The organism is Paenibacillus azoreducens (genome assembly GCF_021654775.1).
In the GTDB taxonomy this organism is placed as follows: Bacteria; Bacillota; Bacilli; order Paenibacillales; family Paenibacillaceae; genus Paenibacillus_AQ; species Paenibacillus_AQ azoreducens.
This window is the reverse complement of record NZ_AP025343.1, coordinates 498,624-515,562: the sequence shown is the minus strand read 5'-3', so window position 1 is coordinate 515,562 and position 16,939 is coordinate 498,624. Positions and strand designations below refer to the sequence as shown.

Here is a 16,939-nt window from a genome sequence, read left to right as displayed (position 1 = left end):
GAGGCCATGAATATATGACGATAAAAAATACGCTGACCCTGCGTAATTTTCTCATTTTGTTCTGTATCGCCATCCTGGTCCTGATCGGAATGAAGGGAATCGATATCAACCGCAAAATGACTTGGGTCAAAGAAGCTGAACGTTATTATCAAGAAAACGACCTGCTTCAAGCGGAGGAATGGTATCAGAAGGCCGCAGGCAATAACGCCATTCATTATAAAGAAGATCTTATCGCAAAGCGTTTAAAAGAGCTGACACCCATTACCCTTATGAAACAGGCGCTCGATCGTTTGGCTCAACGCGTGAAAGAGACAGGTTCAAGCCAGGATTTCACCGGCTTCCTCCAGGTGTACGGCGAGCTCCAAAACGCGAAAAAAGAATACATGGGCAATGGCGGCCGGTTTGCGGATTATTATCCGAAGATTTCGGCAAGTTATGGGCTTTCGGATGATATTACGCTTTATTTCCAAGCGTTTAAAGTTATGTTCGAACGACAGTTAGAGGATCAGCTAAACCGCGGAGCGACGGATGAAGCCTCGTCCAAGTGGAATTTGCTGGCGATTCCGTACGCCTTTTACGGGGGAGAAAAAGAAAAAACAAAGCATCTTACCGCTAAATTCAAGGAGTTTGACGAAAGACTGATGTCCAAGCTGGCCGGAAACGGCCAATTTTCAGAATTTCTGAACCTGTCGGAGACCCTGTTAAGCCAGTATCAAGCGAGGGATTGGAAAGCTCCATGGGTCAAAAACAAAACGGAGGAGCTTGCCCGCATCATTTTAAGCAAGGATGCCCGCGGCGATCAAATCGCAAACTACGCCCTCCATGCCAAAACATATGAAGCATATGCAAAGAGCGCAGGAATCAAATCGAATTTGCTGAAAGAAATCGACCGGCAAATCCGAAAATGGATTGCATCCGCACAGCGGAAGGCCAAAAATAACGACTATGAAGGGGCCATCGCCATCTATCAGGCGCTTTCCGTCTACATGGATACAAGCGATGAAGTGAAAAAAACGAAACTCGCATGGACGGCGCATGATCCGCTGCGGCTGCTGCAGCAAGCAGACCCGACCAAAAACTTCTATCATGTGAGCGGCGGCGGCGACCGGTTTGGAGGAAGTGCTTATGCCATCGGTTCGGATGATCGCAATACCCTTTATTTTGCCAAAATGAATGCTGACGAGTCCGTACAAATGGCGTTTACTCAGGAATTCCCTTCCAATATCCCGATCCGGGGGATTTCCATCGAAAAATCGCTTAGCACAAAAACAGTGCCGGTGATTCTCGTAGAAGGGGAATCCGCCACCAGAAAGGCGCTATATGCGGCTTATGAGGTCCGTGACGGCAGCATGTCCCAGCTCTTCTATTTTGCAGCTGATGGGTATACGGTACAATCCGATCAATCGCTGCTTGTTACGAATCCGGAAAGCGTGGATGGGGAAGGAAGCCAGTCGCAGGATGCCATCTACACGTACCAGGGCGGCAGATACCAATTTTCAAGCTTTATGAGAGATTACACGGATATCTCCGTAGACGACTTGCTTGCGCACTCCAATGAAAAGGTACGCTTCACCAGCTTAATCGTATATGGCGGGGAAGGAGAAGCTTTGGCGCAAATGGGCAACTCTTATGTAAAGCTGCACGGCAACTACAATTTCTTTGCAGGGATGAACGTAACGGTCATCGGCCGTTTCAGCCAATTTGAAGATGTTTATCCTGGCGGGGATCCATCCGCTGAACTCGTCACAGTACCTGTTTTTGAGGTGGAAATGATGGAATAGGAACCGACTCATGTTGGAATGGAAACACCATTTTCTCGTGAATGATCCGGATACAAAAACGGGCAGTCCCAAGAACATTTCTTGAGCTGCCCGTGTTTTATTTCATAACATTAATCCTTAATTTATTTAACATTGACGACCACTTTGGTGGATTTGCCTCCGAACGAAACGGTGATCGTCGCTTTGCCTTTGCCTGTTGCTTTAACTACGCCGTCTTTGACGGTCGCGGTCAAAATACGCGAGGACTTCCACATGGCCGGCTTCGATACATCCACTTCGCTTCCGTCGCCGTACGTGGCGGTTGCAACCAAATTATACGTTTGGCCCACGGTCATATTCAGGCTAACTTCATTGGTTTGCAAATATTTCATCGTATCCACTTGTACCGGAATCCGGATGGATTTGCTGCCGTATTTGGCCGTAACCGTTGTTTTGCCGCTGCCAACAGCTGTGATTTTGCCCCCGGATACGGAAGCAACCTTGTAATTGGAGGTGCTCCAAGTCGCTTGGGAGCTAACATCTTTGGTGGATCCGTCACTGAAGGATACAGTGATGGTGACCGTAGCTGTTTTGTCTTTGGCGTCGCCGACAGTCTTCAAGGAAACAAAATCCACGCTAGCATTAATTTTCGAGATGACATCGACTTCGACCTGTATGGTCACCTTTTTGCCGCCGTATTCCGCCGTAATCGTCGCTTTGCCGTTTTTCATCCCCGTAACGACACCTTCGCTGTCCACGCTTGCAATGGAAGGGCTGCTGGATTTCCAGGTAGCTCTTTTATTGAGGCCATCCGAAGAATCGGGATCGTTTACGGCATTCAATTCAATTTTCTTTTTATCGCCGGTAGACATGATGATCAGGCTTTGCGGTGAAGTTAAATCGGTGACCAGGCCTACCTCAACGGTCATCGTGTATGTTTTGCCTTCATATTTCCCGGTAATCGTGGCTGTACCTGAGCTGACGCCCGTAATGACGCCTTTTTCATCCACTTTGGCCACAGCTTCCTTGCTGGAGCTCCATTCCACTTTATCCGTCAGCTGCTCCGCAGGTTTGCCTTCGCCGTAATCAAGCACAAGGCTTGCCGTATAGGTTCCTTCAATCTTCAAAGAGATCTTTTTCGCAGCAATATCGATTTTAAGCGGCATGTCCACCGCAACACGGGTGGTGACGGTTACGCCGCCATATGTGGCGCTAACTTCCGCTTCGCCTTTCTTGTAGGCTGTCAGCATGCCGTTTGAAACGTATACGACATCCTCCTTGCTGGATTTCCATTCAGCCTTGCTTTGCACTTTTTCCGTTTGGCCATTGGCATAGGTTGCGGTGAGTTCCAGCTGCTGCGTTTTCGTTCCGCTCAGGCTGAGAGCCACTTTGTCTACCATATCCAGGTGGCGCGGCACATCGACGTCCACGTTGATGCTTACGCTTTTATCGCCATATTTGGCCGTAATGACAGCCGTACCCGGCTCATTAGCCGTAACCGCCCCTTGCTTTACAAAGGCTACTTTCTCGTTGCTGGATGTCCATACCGCATCTTTCGTAATATCTACGGCGCCTTTATCCGGATAAACAGCCTCCAGCTTAATCGGCGTTGTCAGCGACTCATGGGCATGCAGAAAAATATTTTGCTCGCTTGCCTGCAAACGGATCGCCTTGTCGACTTCCACTTGAATCGTTGCCGTCTTGGTTCCGTATTTGGCTGTAATCGTCGCCGATCCAGGACCGTAAGCAGTGATTTCCCCTTTGATCACGTCCGCTACCGTCGGACTGCTAGAGCTCCATTCGGCTTGCGCCGCCACATCCTCCTTCACGTCCCCGTCGGGATAGGTGGCTTTCAGGGTGATCTTAACGGTCTTGTTCTCGTTGGCCAGCATCGATACTTGCGTCTTGCTTGGGTCCAATCGCTTAACCATTTCCACGGTAACAGGGATCGTAACCGATTGCTTTCCGTAAGTTGCCGTGATGGTCGCTGCACCGGAACCGACCGGTTTTACTTTACCGTTAACGACCGAAACCACGTTGTTGTCATCAACCGTCCACTCCGCTTTGTTCGAAGCATCTGTGTCTGTCGAGTTGTCCGTATAGGTTGCGGTCAATTGGATCGTTGGGCTGTCGCTCATTTTCAGATCGAGCTTCTGCACATCTTTCGTAAGGGCTTTGACTTTCTTCGTTACGGTGACCTGCACCGACTGGGATTCGCTGCCGTACACGACCGAAATGGTCGAGGTACCTTCTCCCACCGCGGTAATCGTACCGTTGTATACGGTAGCCACCGCATTGTTTTTGCTCGTCCAGGTTGATTTTATCGTCACATTTTCAGTTGAATTATCCTTGTAAACGGCTGTCGCTGTCACAGATGCCGTATCGCCGATCTCCAGCGTGACCTGGGACTTCGAAAGAACAAGCTTGGTCAAATCGGCCAGATTAGCCGCCCAAGTGACTCCGGAGTACGCCATGCATAACGCCATAACCAGCGACATGACCAGCATCTTTTGAAGCTTCTTCAATGTAAATTCCCTCCAATTCCTTTTTTTGATAAACCCATCATAAATCACATATCGGTCAAGCGGGTGATGATTTTTAGCTTTTTTCGATGTTTTTTGAGTTTTTTTTCGAAAATGTGGGGATTATTGCCTCGATTTCCCTGCTTCTTTTACGCGATATATTTTTGACTGAAAAAATCCCTTTGCGAGAACAACTATTCCAAATCATGCACGTCTAATATATTGGAGGTGTCCATTCTATGATCACAACCGAGCCCCCAATCATAAAACAGGCCGAAGCGCTGGTGCGTGAGCATTATGGCCGGAAATCACCATTGACCCTGACCGTCGGCATCCTGGAGCATGGCAACCAGTACTGCTGGGGATATGGCCAGCCGCAAGGCTTCGATTATGCTTCGGCAATTTATGAAGGCGCATCCATCACCAAGGTTTTTACAAATACGCTGCTAACCTTGCTGGAACAGCAGGGCAAGCTGAAACGGACGGATCCGATCAGCCGATACATACCTGAATGCTCATCAAACCATCAAGTCAGCGCAATCACCCTTGAACAGCTTGGTTCACATACTTCCGGTCTCCCCCGCCTTCCGGCCAGTCTGAGATCCGTCGTTACCAACAAATTGAATCCCTACGAGCACTACTCGGAGGAATATCTGCTCAAGGATTTGCTCCAATGCCGGCCCGAAGCGCCCGGGCGGTTTGCATACTCCAATTTTGGAGGAGGTCTGCTCGGCTATATCCTTACCCGCTGCACCGGCCGAAGTCTGGAGGAACTGGTACGGGATGAAATTTGCCGCCCGCTATTCATGGAAGACACTGCATTCGAATTGAATCCGGACCAGCAGCAGAGATTCCTCCCCGTGTATACCGCCAACGGAAAGGAAGTTCCGCACTGGGACTTAGGCATTCTGGCGGGAGCCGGAGGGCTTCGCACCACGGCAAGGGATTTGCTGCAGTTCGCCAAAGCCAATGTCGGCTTGGGAGCCGCGGCAGTGACTGCCGCCATGAAGGAAACCCAACAGCCAAATTGCCGTATCCGCCGCAATGAGGAGGTTGGCTTGGGCTGGATCATCCGGACCGGGGTCTATCATGACAAGATTCATTGGCATAACGGGGGAACCTTCGGGTCGAACAGCTTTATCGGCTTCCACCGCGAAAAAAATATGGCGGTCGTTGTCCTCGCGAATAATAGCGACTTTGCGCTGAAGCTATTTTCCCGGCTTCGCCCCCAGAAAAACCATGTGGATGAAATCGGTTTCGAGCTGCTTCGCGCCCTGACCAAAACGATCGATTAACTCTTATGCCCCTCGGACAAACCAAGGGTTGTATCCTACCGTGTTAACGGCTGAAACTAGACTTGACTAGACTTGACCAACAAGCTAACGAAACTAAACTCATAATCGCTATTCGGGCAAAACAGAGCCTCTAACACTACTAACGAAACTGGGACACGCTATTTAGCTCAATCGGGGTTCATTTCACCGTATTTCATGCAAATAACGATTTGTAGTTTCGTTAGACTTGGATCGGCAGCGTATTTGCACCTTTAACGCTCCCCAGTTTCGTCAGGCGCATTCAGATAAGCTGAGAAGCGCGAGCAGGGCCTTGAGAAATAGGGATAATCCCTGCATTCCAGAATTTCATAAAGATTTGGAATGCAAGCAACCCTGTTCCTTTAACAAGGACAGGGTTGCTCTGCAATCTGAGGAGGAGGGAATAGACCCTCCTCCTGTTGTTTCGGGCTATATTTTAAATTGTCTCAGCTTTTGCATGAACATCTTAAGCGCCATCGTTCCCTTAATGGAACGGGTGTCCTGTAAAATAAAGAAGTCCCGCGCAAACCGTTTTCCCTTCATCGGAATACAGCATAATTCCCCTGCCTCCAGTTCCTTGCGGATAACCCAGCGCGAAAGCAGCGTCATCCCCAGGCCTGCTGCCACCGCTTCCTTTACTCCCTGGCTGCTGTTGAATACCAAAGATCGCCGTACCCTTAGCTTCGAATCCTGAATGAACCGGTCGGTGAACGCCCGGGTGCCTGATCCGTTTTCCCGGAAGACCCAGTACTGATCCTGCAGCATTTCCGGCCGAATGGCATTCCGTGAGCAGAGCGGATGATCAAGAGGGGCCACCAATACCATTTCATCCTCCATAAACGGCGGGTTAACCAGAAGGTCCGGATGGTTCACCTCGCCTTCAACCAGCCCGATGCCGAGCTCATTTAAGCGAATTCCCCTCTCGATTTCTTCCGTATTCCCGATCACGGTCTGAATTTCGATTTGGGGGTACTCATCAATGAATTCGGCCAGTAGCCGCGGCAAAATATATTCGCCGATCGTAAAACTCGCCCCTATTTTGAGCGATCCCGTAATTTCATTCCGAAGCAGATGTATCTCCTCTTTGGCGGCATCGTACATCTCCAGAATTTGTTTCGCTTTGCTGTATAGAATTTCGCCCGCTTCCGTCAGCTTAACGTGCTTGGAAGAGCGGTGCATCAGCTTGACATCGAATTCATGTTCTAAATTTCGTATGGTTTGGCTTACTCCAGGCTGTGAAATGCACAGCATTTCCGCCGCCCTGGAGAAATTGCTCATTTCCGCTACCATCACAAACACCTTTAACGTATCTACCATCATTTTCAGACACCTCCGCCATCCGAACGAACTTCAAAATTGGATACCAACCACATATTCCTGTTTTCAAATCATCGACAACTCATGACTGAAATCACGATTGTCCTTACGCAAATCATGAACAATCCCGGCGCAAACCGCAAGCTATAACTTTTCGTAATGCTAAGGATTGCATATTCGTATTTCACTTTAGAGACGCCGCATCCTATAGTTGGTGTTGTAAACATGCATGTTATTTTCAGGATTTTGCAAAATCCGATATAGATGCCTTACCAGCCGGGTTTGGAACAAATCCGGGAGGCGAAAAGATGAAGGAGTGGGTTAAAAATATGGGCCAATCACAAGAGCTTCGCTCACCGCAGGGAGAACAAAAAAATTTAGGTGGCTTTTTGCTTGGAATCGGATTGACCCTGATCATTGCCGTTATCGCTAAATTTCTGGCAGGCATTCCGTTCCTGAGCATTATGGGGCAGCTGGTGATCGCCATTCTGATCGGAATCGTCTGGAGAGCTATTGTCGGTGTACCGGAAGTCCTGGCGGCCGGAACGAATTTTTCCAGCAAAAAGCTGCTCCGCCTCGGGATTATCCTGCTCGGGATGAGGCTTAATCTCATGGATATCGTTCATGCGGGACCCAAAGTATTCCTGATCGCCGTGATCGTCATTGCATTTACGCTTTCGGTCGTTTACGGATTGGCCCGTTTGTTCAAAGTGGAGAAGCGGCTCAGCATCCTGACGGCCTGCGGAACTGCCATTTGCGGCGCCGCCGCCGTCGTTGCAATCGCTCCCCAAATCAAGGCCAGAGATGATGAAACCGCCATTGGAGCGGCGATGGTTGCTATTCTGGGGACCATTTTCACGCTGCTGTACACCTTTTTGTATCCCATACTGGGTTTCTCTCCATTAGGATACGGCATTTTCTCGGGAGCGACGCTGCATGAAATCGCCCACGTGATCGCAGCGGCGGCGCCGGGCGGCAGCAATGCGGTCGATATGGCGGTCATCGTGAAATTGACGCGGGTTGCCCTGCTGGTTCCCGTCGCCATTCTGGTCGGCATTTGGGCAGGCCGGGCGGAACGCAAGGCGCAAGGAGGAAGCTCGAAATCCTCATGGAAATCCGTTCCGCTCCCTTGGTTCATTCTTGGCTTCCTTGCCGTAAGCGGCATCAATTCGCTTGGCATTATTCCTGGCGCGGCAGCGAATTTTATCGTTACATGCGCTTATATGCTGATTGCGATGGCGATGGCGGGACTTGGCCTGAATGTCGATCTGGTTACGTTCAGAAGACTGGGCATGAAGTCGTTTGCCGCCGGACTCATCGGATCGGTACTGCTATCCTGCCTTGGATTCGCACTGGTTCACCTGTTGCATCTTGCGTAAACACCTGCAAATTTATACCCTGAAATTCCGCATAATACCAACTTATAAGGAGCGTGGTCCCAATGATCAGTCCAATCGCCAAAAGATGGCTGGAGGAAGGGCATCTGCACTTCCCTCCAATCCAGTACAGCTCGATATTGGTAGCGGTAGACGGATCGGCCCCGTCCATTCAGGCGACGCGTCACGCAGTGCAGCTCGCCAGTCTGACGGACGCCCGACTTACGGCGGTTTTCGTAGACTATGACGGAGAAGATGAAATCATCTCCGAAGATCGCTGGCACCGTTATGCCGAATTGGAGGAAGAAGTCATGTACGGCCTGGCAGGCATAGACGCGGCGCGTTTCATGGCCGGAGAACGGAATGTGCCGTTCAAAGGCGTTTTTATGCGCGGCAGCCTGACCAGATCCATTCTCTCGCTGGCAGACAAAGAACGCGCCGATCTGATCGTCACGGGCAATACCGGGCTGACCGGCATCAGGCATCTTCTGCTCGGCAGCTTCGCCGAAAGTTTGGTGAAGGAGTCCCGTATTCCCGTTCTCGTGGTTAAACAGGACTCGTTGAATATAAACGACGGCCATCAATGATGAAGAAACCGAAAATGACGAATGTGAGCAGTGGAAATGTCGGGGCAACAACGGCTCATTTGACTTTACTAAAGGCGCTTGGCGATGTAGTTCTGTATGATATCGCTAAGGGGATACACCGGGGTAAAGCACTCGATCTGCAAGAGTCCGCCCCGGTTGAAGGCTTTGATTGTCTTGTCGTCGGAAACACACACAACAAATCACAAAAAGGAAGCAGATTTCCCACGGTTTCTATAACCACGGAATTCTGCTTCCTTACGGCTGTTGCGTATGTTATTCCTTATCGTTTGGCAGCGCGCAGGAACCGTCTTTGCATGCCAGATCATCCGAGCCGTCCACCATCGTGAGCGGATGCTCTTCCTTCCAGATTTTATCGAGCGCATTCACGAACACATCCTCCGGCTGGGCGCCGGAAATGCCGTACTTCTGGTTGACCACAAAAAACGGCACGCCCGAGATCCCCAGTCTGGAAGATTGGCCTTCATCCTCGCGGACATCCTCTTTATATGCATCGCTTTCGAGCATTTTAGCGGCTGCCTTTTCATCAAGTCCGATTTCGCCCGCCAAACGCGCCAGAACCGCATGGTCGCCCAGAAGTTCCGATTCTGTAAAATAAGCTTTGAACAGACGCTCGGTCATTTCGTAACGTTTGCCGAATTCGCCGGCCCAATGCGTTAAACGATGAGCATCAAACGTATTGGTAGGCCGCATCGTATCAAAATAATAATCTAGACCCACTGCCTTGGCCTGTTCGGTCAAGTTATCGTTCATCTCTTTTGCTTTTTCATAACTCATGCCATACTTGGAAGCCAAAATACTGTGCATGTTTTCTTCCGTCTTGCGCGGCGCATTCGGATCGAGCTCGAAGCTGCGGAAAACCACCTCAACCTCATCTTTATGTTCAAAATGTTCCAGAGCTCCCTCAAACCGCCGCTTGCCGATATAACAGAACGGACATGCAAAGTCAGACCAAACCTCAATTTTCATTCGTACTCCTCCTTGGGATGATGTAAATATAGATTATTGCTAACTGATACTTTTTTATACACAGTATAAACTAAAAAGAAAGGCAGGAATCTCCTACCTGCTAACTGTAACTATTTTATATACATTATATATTGAGTGTTTGTTTTTCGCAAGCTTGAAAAATCCTATCCAATAAATCAATCAATTTCATAATGAATAATTACGGGTATTAGAACAGTGGCCTTATGGAATGCCTTCCGGTGCTCACGTACCTACTACAAGCAGATGCTTACGATGTCGTTTTTCTACGAAAACGTTTAGCTCCGCTCCTTAGTCCCTATCTTCATTCAACTGAAGCGTTTTGAAAAAACGCACATCGAAAGCATAAGCTTCGGTGCTGAAAACCGACCTTTTTGAACACGCACTTGAAGTCGCTTTTTTGATTTATGAAGATTTATATAACAAAAATGAACGGCCTGCTCCATCTCCATCCGGAAAGTTGCAAAAGTGCAGCTATTTTTAGCGTTCCAGGCAATGATGGCTAAGAAGCTTGCAAAAGTGCATCTTTTTTCCACCTTTTGAGCATAAACGGAGGATTCATAATTAAATTGGTGCACTTTCGCAACAATTTCGCGTCCCACACCATCAAAGACCTGAAAAGGATGTACTTTCGCAGGCTTTACTCTATTTCACATGACCAGCTGTCTGAAAAAGATTGTACCCTGAATGGGTATTATGAAATGGATTAAATGACTGAATTATTCCAGGCTTCATTTAGCCCGCAGTCGTTGCGGTCGCCGGAACCGGATCCGGCTCTACTGGCTCAACAAGCGCATGGCGCTCCCAAGCCCGGCTCCTCCACCGGAAATACATAATAACGGCACGGGTCCATTCATCGGCGGCGATGGCGAGCCATATCCCGGCCAGGCCGAGATGAAGGCGGAACACAAGAAAATAGCCCAGCGGCAGCGACATGCACACCATCGAAATCAATCCCATATAAACCGGAAAACGGGCATCGCCCGAAGCGCGGAGCGAGTTGATGATAACGATGTTGACCGTCCGCCCCGTTTCGAGCAGGATACTGAGCAGGAGCACCTGCGCCCCCATGCGGATAATCGCCATATTATCGGTAAACAGGCTCATCAGCGGAACCCGGAACGCTATAATGATCAAATCGATGGCGACTGTAGCGGCCAAAGCCCATTTGACGCTTTGAAACACGCGCGTATAGGCGTCCTGATTCCGGCGCGAGCCGACATAGTGGCCGACGATAATCGCCGTGCCCATCCCGATCGCCATGCTGAACAAATAAATGTACATCGAAATATTGTTGGCATACTGCCGCGTAGCCATGGCTTCGGCACCCAGGTAAGTCACATAAAGCGTAAAAATCAGCTGGCACACCTGATATACAATATTTTCAAAAGCCGACGGAATGCCGATGCTTAGTATTTTTCGAACATACTCTTTGGAAAGTTGGATATAGTACCTCCACTCCACTCGGACCTCCATTACGCGATACATCAGCCAGAAGAATATCAACAGGCATGCCAGACGGCTGAACACTGTCGAGATGGCCGCTCCCTCAACGCCCATGGCGGGGAATCCGAGATGGCCGAAAATCAGCAGATAATTGCCAGCCACATGCAGTATATTCATAAGAAGGGAGACAACCATCGTTTCCTTGGTAAATCCGTGGGTCCGGATCGTCGCGGCCAGCGCGTTGATGAGCGCCTGCAGGAAAATCCCGCCCCCGACGATTTGCATATACGACTGCGCATAAACGAAAATATCTCCATGTACGTTCAGCAGCCGCAGCATATGTCCCCCAAACACCAGGAAGATGATACTTAGAAGAATCCCCACGGCCAGGTTCAGCGTCAAAGCGTTTCCCGTTACCTTGGCGGCCTCCAGTTTTTTCTTGGAACCCAAATACTGCGCTACAACGATCGCGGCTCCGCTCCCGATCACTTCCAGCAAAAGAATGGCTATGGATATGATCTGATTGGCTGCGCCCACCCCGGACACGGCATTATCCGAAACCGAGCTGATCATGAATGTATCCACGCTGCCCATTAACATGAACAGGAACAATTCAAGAAAGATCGGCCAGGTTAAATGTACTAGACTGAGGCGTTTTGATTCTGACCGTTCCGAAGCATCAGCGGCATGTGTAGTCATAAGTCAGAAATCACCTTTCTTCCTTCAGGATTTGTCATATTCAATCGGGGTCTTTCGATCCATCATATCGACGGACCTAAGCCCTTTCAATTATTTAAAAACAAAGGTATGTTAGCACACTTTTCTGTAAATTACAGTCGTTTTCCGAAAATTCTTTTAAAGATTTTTATTAAAAAATACCGGGTTTGAAAATCAGCCAAAAACCGCTCTGCGCAAGCCTTTGACGCATGTCTGGTCCACTTCCGTTTTAACCGGCTTAGGTGAACGCTTACATTCGAGCAAAAAAAGAGTTGATTCTTGCGAAATCATCCTCTATGATTATGTCATCAGGCCGGATTCGAAAATTAAAGCACTTTAACTTTAAAACGCTAACATCTCATGAAACCTTTTATATAAAGGGGTACATATCTCTAAAAGTTAAAGCGTTATAATTTTTAGAACAATTAGAAAGGTTGGTGTTTCCGTGACCCATCGCGAAAGCCGGCGGCAGACATTTTATATGTATCTCTTCATCTCCCCATGGCTGATCGGGTTCCTGGTATTTGCCTTATATCCGATTCTGTCATCGCTTTATTACAGCTTCACGGATTATGACATTATCCACCCGCCGAAATTTGTCGGACTCGCGAATTACACCGAGATGTTTCACAATGACCTGTTTTGGAAATCCGTCGGGGTCACCTTGCGGTATACGTTTATCAGCGTGCCGGTCCAGCTGCTTCTGGCGCTCGGATTTGCGCTCCTGCTCAACCAGAAGATACCGTTCCGCGGATTTTTCCGCACCGCGATGTATTTTCCGAGCATGGTTTCCGGGGTAGCGATGTCCCTCTTATGGTATTGGATTTTTAACCCGTCCATCGGCCTTTTCAACTACGTGCTGTCCTGGTTCGGCATAAAAGGTCCATCATGGCTCATGAGCCCGGAATATGCGCTTCACGCGCTGATCATTATGTCCTTATGGACGGCGGGTACAGGCATGATCCTGTTCCTCGCGGGGCTGCAGGGGGTCCCTGCCAGCCTGGTGGAAGCCGCCAAGCTCGATGGCGCGGGACGATTCCGGATTTTCCTGAACGTCACGATTCCGATGATTTCGCCGGTGCTTTTGTTCCAGCTGATTATGGGGATCATCGACTCGTTCCAGGTATTTACCCAAGCCTATGTCATGACCCAAGGCGGACCGAACTACTCGACCTGGTTCTATGTTTACAACTTGTACACCAGCGCCTTCAAGGAATACCGGGCAGGATACTCTTCCGCGCTCGCGTGGGTGCTGCTGATCGTGGTCATGCTGTTTACGGGGCTCATCATGAAATTCTCGAATCGTTATGTTCACTATGAAGGAGGTGGACGCAAATGAGTACGATTCCCGCTGCCGGTCCTACCGCTTCGCCTTCTTTAAAGAAACCCCGGCGCAAACTCGATGCCGTCAGCATTGTCAGCTTCATTACTTTGATCGTCACCACCTTTCTGATGCTGCTGCCATTGTTTTTCATGGTCTCGACTTCGCTCAAGTCGAAAAAGGAACTTTTGAAGTTTCCTCCGACATTCCTGCCGGAATCCTGGCAGTGGAGCAACTATAAAGAGATTTTCGAGACGCTCAACTTCGGCCAAATGTACGGCAACAGCTTGCTTATCGGAGTTTTGACTGTGGTCGGCACGCTGATCTCGTCATCGCTTGCGGCATACGGGTTCGCCAGGTACCGCGGCAAAGGCAGCAATATGTGGTTCATGCTGATGCTCAGCACCATGATGCTTCCTTATCCGGCCATCATGATTCCGCAGTTCATTCTGTTTTCCAAGCTGAACTGGCTCGACACCTTCCTGCCGCTGATCGTGCCTTCATTTTTCGGATCGGCTTACAACATCTTTTTGCTTCGCCAGTTTTTTGCCACTTTACCTGAAGAATTGTTTGACGCAGGGCGCATCGACGGCTGCACCGAGCTGCGGATGTGGCGCCAAATCGCATTGCCGCTTTCGGGGCCTGCACTTGCAACCGTTGCCATCTTTGCCTTCATCTACAGCTGGAACGACCTTCTGACACCTGTGCTCTACTTAAGCTCGTCGGATAAATTCACGCTTCCGGTCGGCATGTCTTCCTTCACTTCATCGCGGTTCCGCATTCCGCCGTGGCATCTGCTCATGGTTGCCTCCGTGCTCGCCATGCTGCCGATCGTCACCCTGTTTGCAATCGCGCAGAAACGTTTTGTGGAAGGTATTGTACTAACAGGCATCAAGTAAAGACCCCGTCGCGAGTGGCGGCAAATAAACTTGAAATATGGGGGTTAACGTTCATGAAAAAGAAAGGGATGAAAAAATCTTTTACGCTTTTGCTTTCGTCGGTCATGCTTCTGGCGCTGGCTTTATCCGGCTGCAGCGGCGGCAAATCGGCCGGCGATGTGGCTCCTGGGGCTGAAGGCGATAACGGCAAAAAGGAAGCTTCCGGCGAACAGGTTACGATTACGCACTACACGATCGATTCGGAAGACCGCACCTTTATCGAAAAGCTGATTCCTGATTTTGAAGCCAAACATCCGAACATCAAGGTCAAGCTGGAAAAGGCGCCTTACGAGCAGTTCGACAGCAAGCTGCAAACCTTGATCGCGGGCGGCAAATCGCCTGACGTCACAAGCCATTACGGCTACGGCGGTTTCGCGGAATATTACAACAAAGATATGCTGCTCGACTTGAACGACATCATCAAAGAAGACGGCTTTAAAGCATCCGATTACAACATCCCGGAAGATCTGATGAAAATCTACACGGTAAAAGACCATGCGTACGGTATTCCGGTCAATATGTACGTCACGTTGATGCTGTATAACAAAGACATGTTTGACGCCGCTAACTTGCCTTATCCTCCAAGCGATTACGAAGATAAGAGCTGGACATTCGACAAAATGGTGGAAGATGCGAAAAAACTGACGCATGTGTCCGACGACATCACCAAAACGCAATATGGCGTGGACTTTACCTGGTCTGAGCGCGATATGCGTCCACTGTATTTTGGCGTTCAGCCTTACTCTGAGGATACCTGGACGAACGGCGGCGTGCCGTCCGAAACTCATTTTGATTCTCCGGACGTGATCGCTGCCTATAACAAACTGTTTAATTTGATTTTGAAAGACAAGGTCTCCCCGACAACCGAATGGAGCAAAAGCGTAGCCGGCCAAAACGGCGATGCCTTCGTCACCGGAAAAGTCGGAATGACCGTCAGCGGCTCTTGGAGCCTTGCCGGCTCCAACGACTTCCCGTTCAAAGTCGGCGTGGCAGCCGTGCCGGCCGGCGGCAACGACAAAGTGCGCAGCGTGCTGTTCGTCGATCCGCTGATGATCCTGAAAGGCTCCAAACATCCGAAGGAAGCCTTCGAGTGGATCAAATATTTGGTCGGCGACGAAGTTCAGGAAAAATCCATCGATCTGAGCGGCGGCAACCCGCCTGTAAATACGAAAGCCGCAGAAGCCTATTACAAGCATTTCGACGGCATCGATCCTGCTGACGTAAAAAAGGTTTATGAAGGCGCGGTAAAATACGGATTTGAGTCCTATAACCATCTGGTCACCAACTATTCGCAAATCAATGACATGTTCATCAACGAGATGCAGCCGATCGAAACCGGACATAAAACCGTCGAAGAAGTCATGCCGATCATTCAGAAAAAGGTTACGGAAATTATCAAACGTTAACGGCTTTAGCATGTACCGTCCCGAAAGGGGCGGTGCATCTGTTAAATTAGCTTCGCGGCCAGGGCTCGTACATGTATACTATTGTTAAGCTCATGTAAAAATGTACGGAAAATCTGCCGCAAGGAGAATAAATCATGAAAGTTAGCATATTTGATGTAGCAAAAAAATCAGGACTTTCCGTTGTGACCGTATCCCGCGTATTAAACGGCGCTGAAACCGTGCGCGAAAAAAACAGGCAAAAAGTGCTGGAAGCCATCAAGGAGCTCGATTACCGCCCGAATGCCGCCGCCCGCAGTTTGGCCCGCGGGAAAACGGGGATCGTCGGTTTGATTGTCACCACCCTGCAGGATTCCTTCTTCGACGCCGTCGTCAAGGAGCTGAACGAGGTGCTCGCGCTGCACGGTTATTTTCTCGCCGTTTCGGTCTCTACCGGCATCGGGTCCGATGAAGCCCATTATCTGATTCAGGAAGACCGCGTAGACGGCCTGATCCTGCTCTCGCCGATGGAAGAAGACAATTATATCGTGGAACTGAAGCGCCGCAATATCCCGTATGTCCTGATCGACAACCAGAAACCGGAGAATGACGCGTTTTCGGTCACGGTCGACAACTTCAAAGGGGGGTATGCCGCGACAAAGCATTTGCTTGATCTGGGCCATACCTCGATCGCCCATCTAAGCGGGCATAACATGTTCCGCAGTACGAAGGAACGCCGCAGCGGCTTTCTGAAAGCACTGGAGGAGCAAGGCTTGGCGCCATTCGAGCTGCTCACCGGCGAGTTTGAAATCGCATTTGGTTATGACACCTGCCGCAGATGGCTCCGTGAGGGCCGCCTCCCTTCCGCCGTATTTGCCGGCGACGATAACATCGCGCTCGGTGTCGCCAATGCGCTTATGGAAGCAGGCATCCATGTACCTGATTCGGTTGCCATCGTAGGTTATGACGATCAGGATATATCCTCGAAGCTGCATCCGTACCTGACGACGGTGCGCCAGCCTGCGGACCGGATTGGACTTGCTGCTGCGGATATGCTGCTGAAACGGATGGACGGCACGATGAAACGCGGGGCCAGCGTACGGCTCGATCCCGAACTCATCGTGAGGGAATCCACTGTGACGCCAGCGGAGGAAACGTCGGGTTAAATTTCTAGCAGGCAGACCACTCCAGGCGGGGTGGTTTGACCTGACGATTATAGAATGATTCAGCCTGCGCTCCGCTGAAAGTTCGAATT

At 49.8% G+C, this 16,939-nt stretch carries 12 protein-coding genes; 8 read left to right on the top strand and 4 right to left on the bottom strand.

Annotated features, from left to right (window positions below):
* Positions 1-14: 14 nt before the first annotated feature.
* The gene (locus tag L6442_RS02220; protein ID WP_212978356.1) at positions 15-1,781 is read left to right on the top strand and encodes a hypothetical protein; all 1,767 of its coding nucleotides are present in this window, start codon (positions 15-17) and stop codon (positions 1,779-1,781) included.
* Between the two features lie 122 nt (positions 1,782-1,903).
* Here L6442_RS02220 and L6442_RS02215 read toward each other — a convergent pair whose 3' ends face one another.
* Positions 1,904-4,285, bottom strand: a complete 2,382-nt coding sequence (locus L6442_RS02215) for an Ig-like domain-containing protein (RefSeq protein ID WP_237100183.1) — start codon at positions 4,283-4,285, stop codon at positions 1,904-1,906.
* A gap of 236 nt (positions 4,286-4,521) precedes the next feature.
* Between L6442_RS02215 and L6442_RS02210 the strand changes: the two genes are divergently transcribed.
* Positions 4,522-5,577 carry a serine hydrolase domain-containing protein gene (locus L6442_RS02210; protein ID WP_212978357.1) on the top strand — a complete coding sequence of 352 codons (1,056 nt, stop codon included), beginning with the start codon at positions 4,522-4,524 and terminating at the stop codon, positions 5,575-5,577.
* A gap of 447 nt (positions 5,578-6,024) precedes the next feature.
* Here the strand turns inward: L6442_RS02210 and L6442_RS02205 are convergent, their stop codons facing one another.
* On the bottom strand, positions 6,025-6,915 hold the full coding sequence (locus tag L6442_RS02205; protein ID WP_212978358.1) for a LysR family transcriptional regulator: 891 nt from the start codon (positions 6,913-6,915) through the stop codon (positions 6,025-6,027).
* Positions 6,916-7,241: 326 nt separating this feature from the next.
* Here L6442_RS02205 and L6442_RS02200 point away from each other — a divergent pair, with 326 nt between their 5' ends.
* Together L6442_RS02200 and L6442_RS02195 are read left to right on the top strand one after the other, a co-directional pair.
* Positions 7,242-8,291 (top strand): YeiH family protein, encoded by a 1,050-nt coding sequence (locus tag L6442_RS02200; protein ID WP_212978429.1) that lies wholly within the window; start codon positions 7,242-7,244, stop codon positions 8,289-8,291.
* A gap of 62 nt (positions 8,292-8,353) precedes the next feature.
* Positions 8,354-8,875, top strand: a complete 522-nt coding sequence (locus L6442_RS02195; protein ID WP_212978359.1) for a universal stress protein — start codon at positions 8,354-8,356, stop codon at positions 8,873-8,875.
* Positions 8,876-9,148: 273 nt separating this feature from the next.
* Here L6442_RS02195 and L6442_RS02185 read toward each other — a convergent pair whose 3' ends face one another.
* Positions 9,149-9,862, bottom strand: coding sequence for a DsbA family oxidoreductase (locus tag L6442_RS02185; protein WP_212978360.1), 714 nt, complete (start codon positions 9,860-9,862; stop codon positions 9,149-9,151).
* 753 nt (positions 9,863-10,615) lie between these two features.
* Positions 10,616-12,025 (bottom strand): MATE family efflux transporter, encoded by a 1,410-nt coding sequence (locus L6442_RS02180; RefSeq protein WP_212978361.1) that lies wholly within the window; start codon positions 12,023-12,025, stop codon positions 10,616-10,618.
* 499 nt (positions 12,026-12,524) lie between these two features.
* Here L6442_RS02180 and L6442_RS02175 point away from each other — a divergent pair, with 499 nt between their 5' ends.
* The 4 genes from L6442_RS02175 (at position 12,525) to L6442_RS02160 (ending at position 16,850) form a co-directional block, all read left to right on the top strand.
* Positions 12,525-13,382: a carbohydrate ABC transporter permease gene (locus L6442_RS02175; protein WP_194233536.1), complete on the top strand. Its 858-nt coding sequence runs from the start codon at positions 12,525-12,527 to the stop codon at positions 13,380-13,382.
* Positions 13,379-14,263, top strand: coding sequence for a carbohydrate ABC transporter permease (locus tag L6442_RS02170; protein WP_194233504.1), 885 nt, complete (start codon positions 13,379-13,381; stop codon positions 14,261-14,263). Before L6442_RS02175 ends, L6442_RS02170 begins: the two co-directional genes overlap by 4 nt.
* A gap of 53 nt (positions 14,264-14,316) precedes the next feature.
* Complete coding sequence (locus tag L6442_RS02165) at positions 14,317-15,708, top strand: ABC transporter substrate-binding protein (RefSeq protein ID WP_228101329.1); 1,392 nt, start codon at positions 14,317-14,319, stop codon at positions 15,706-15,708.
* Between the two features lie 134 nt (positions 15,709-15,842).
* The gene (locus L6442_RS02160) at positions 15,843-16,850 is read left to right on the top strand and encodes a LacI family DNA-binding transcriptional regulator (protein ID WP_212978362.1); all 1,008 of its coding nucleotides are present in this window, start codon (positions 15,843-15,845) and stop codon (positions 16,848-16,850) included.
* Positions 16,851-16,939 lie beyond the last annotated feature (89 nt).

Bases quoted from the DNA above. Each gene is read 5' to 3' on its own strand.
- L6442_RS02220 (WP_212978356.1), top strand. From the start codon at position 15: ATGACGATAAAAAATACGCTGACCCTGCGTAATTTTCTCATTTTGTTC.
- L6442_RS02210 (WP_212978357.1), top strand. From the start codon at position 4,522: ATGATCACAACCGAGCCCCCAATCATAAAACAGGCCGAAGCGCTGGTG.
- L6442_RS02205 (WP_212978358.1), bottom strand. From the start codon at position 6,915: ATGATGGTAGATACGTTAAAGGTGTTTGTGATGGTAGCGGAAATGAGC.
- L6442_RS02200 (WP_212978429.1), top strand. From the start codon at position 7,242: ATGGGCCAATCACAAGAGCTTCGCTCACCGCAGGGAGAACAAAAAAAT.
- L6442_RS02195 (WP_212978359.1), top strand. From the start codon at position 8,354: ATGATCAGTCCAATCGCCAAAAGATGGCTGGAGGAAGGGCATCTGCAC.
- L6442_RS02185 (WP_212978360.1), bottom strand. From the start codon at position 9,862: ATGAAAATTGAGGTTTGGTCTGACTTTGCATGTCCGTTCTGTTATATC.
- L6442_RS02180 (WP_212978361.1), bottom strand. From the start codon at position 12,025: ATGACTACACATGCCGCTGATGCTTCGGAACGGTCAGAATCAAAACGC.
- L6442_RS02175 (WP_194233536.1), top strand. From the start codon at position 12,525: ATGTATCTCTTCATCTCCCCATGGCTGATCGGGTTCCTGGTATTTGCC.
- L6442_RS02170 (WP_194233504.1), top strand. From the start codon at position 13,379: ATGAGTACGATTCCCGCTGCCGGTCCTACCGCTTCGCCTTCTTTAAAG.
- L6442_RS02165 (WP_228101329.1), top strand. From the start codon at position 14,317: ATGAAAAAGAAAGGGATGAAAAAATCTTTTACGCTTTTGCTTTCGTCG.
- L6442_RS02160 (WP_212978362.1), top strand. From the start codon at position 15,843: ATGAAAGTTAGCATATTTGATGTAGCAAAAAAATCAGGACTTTCCGTT.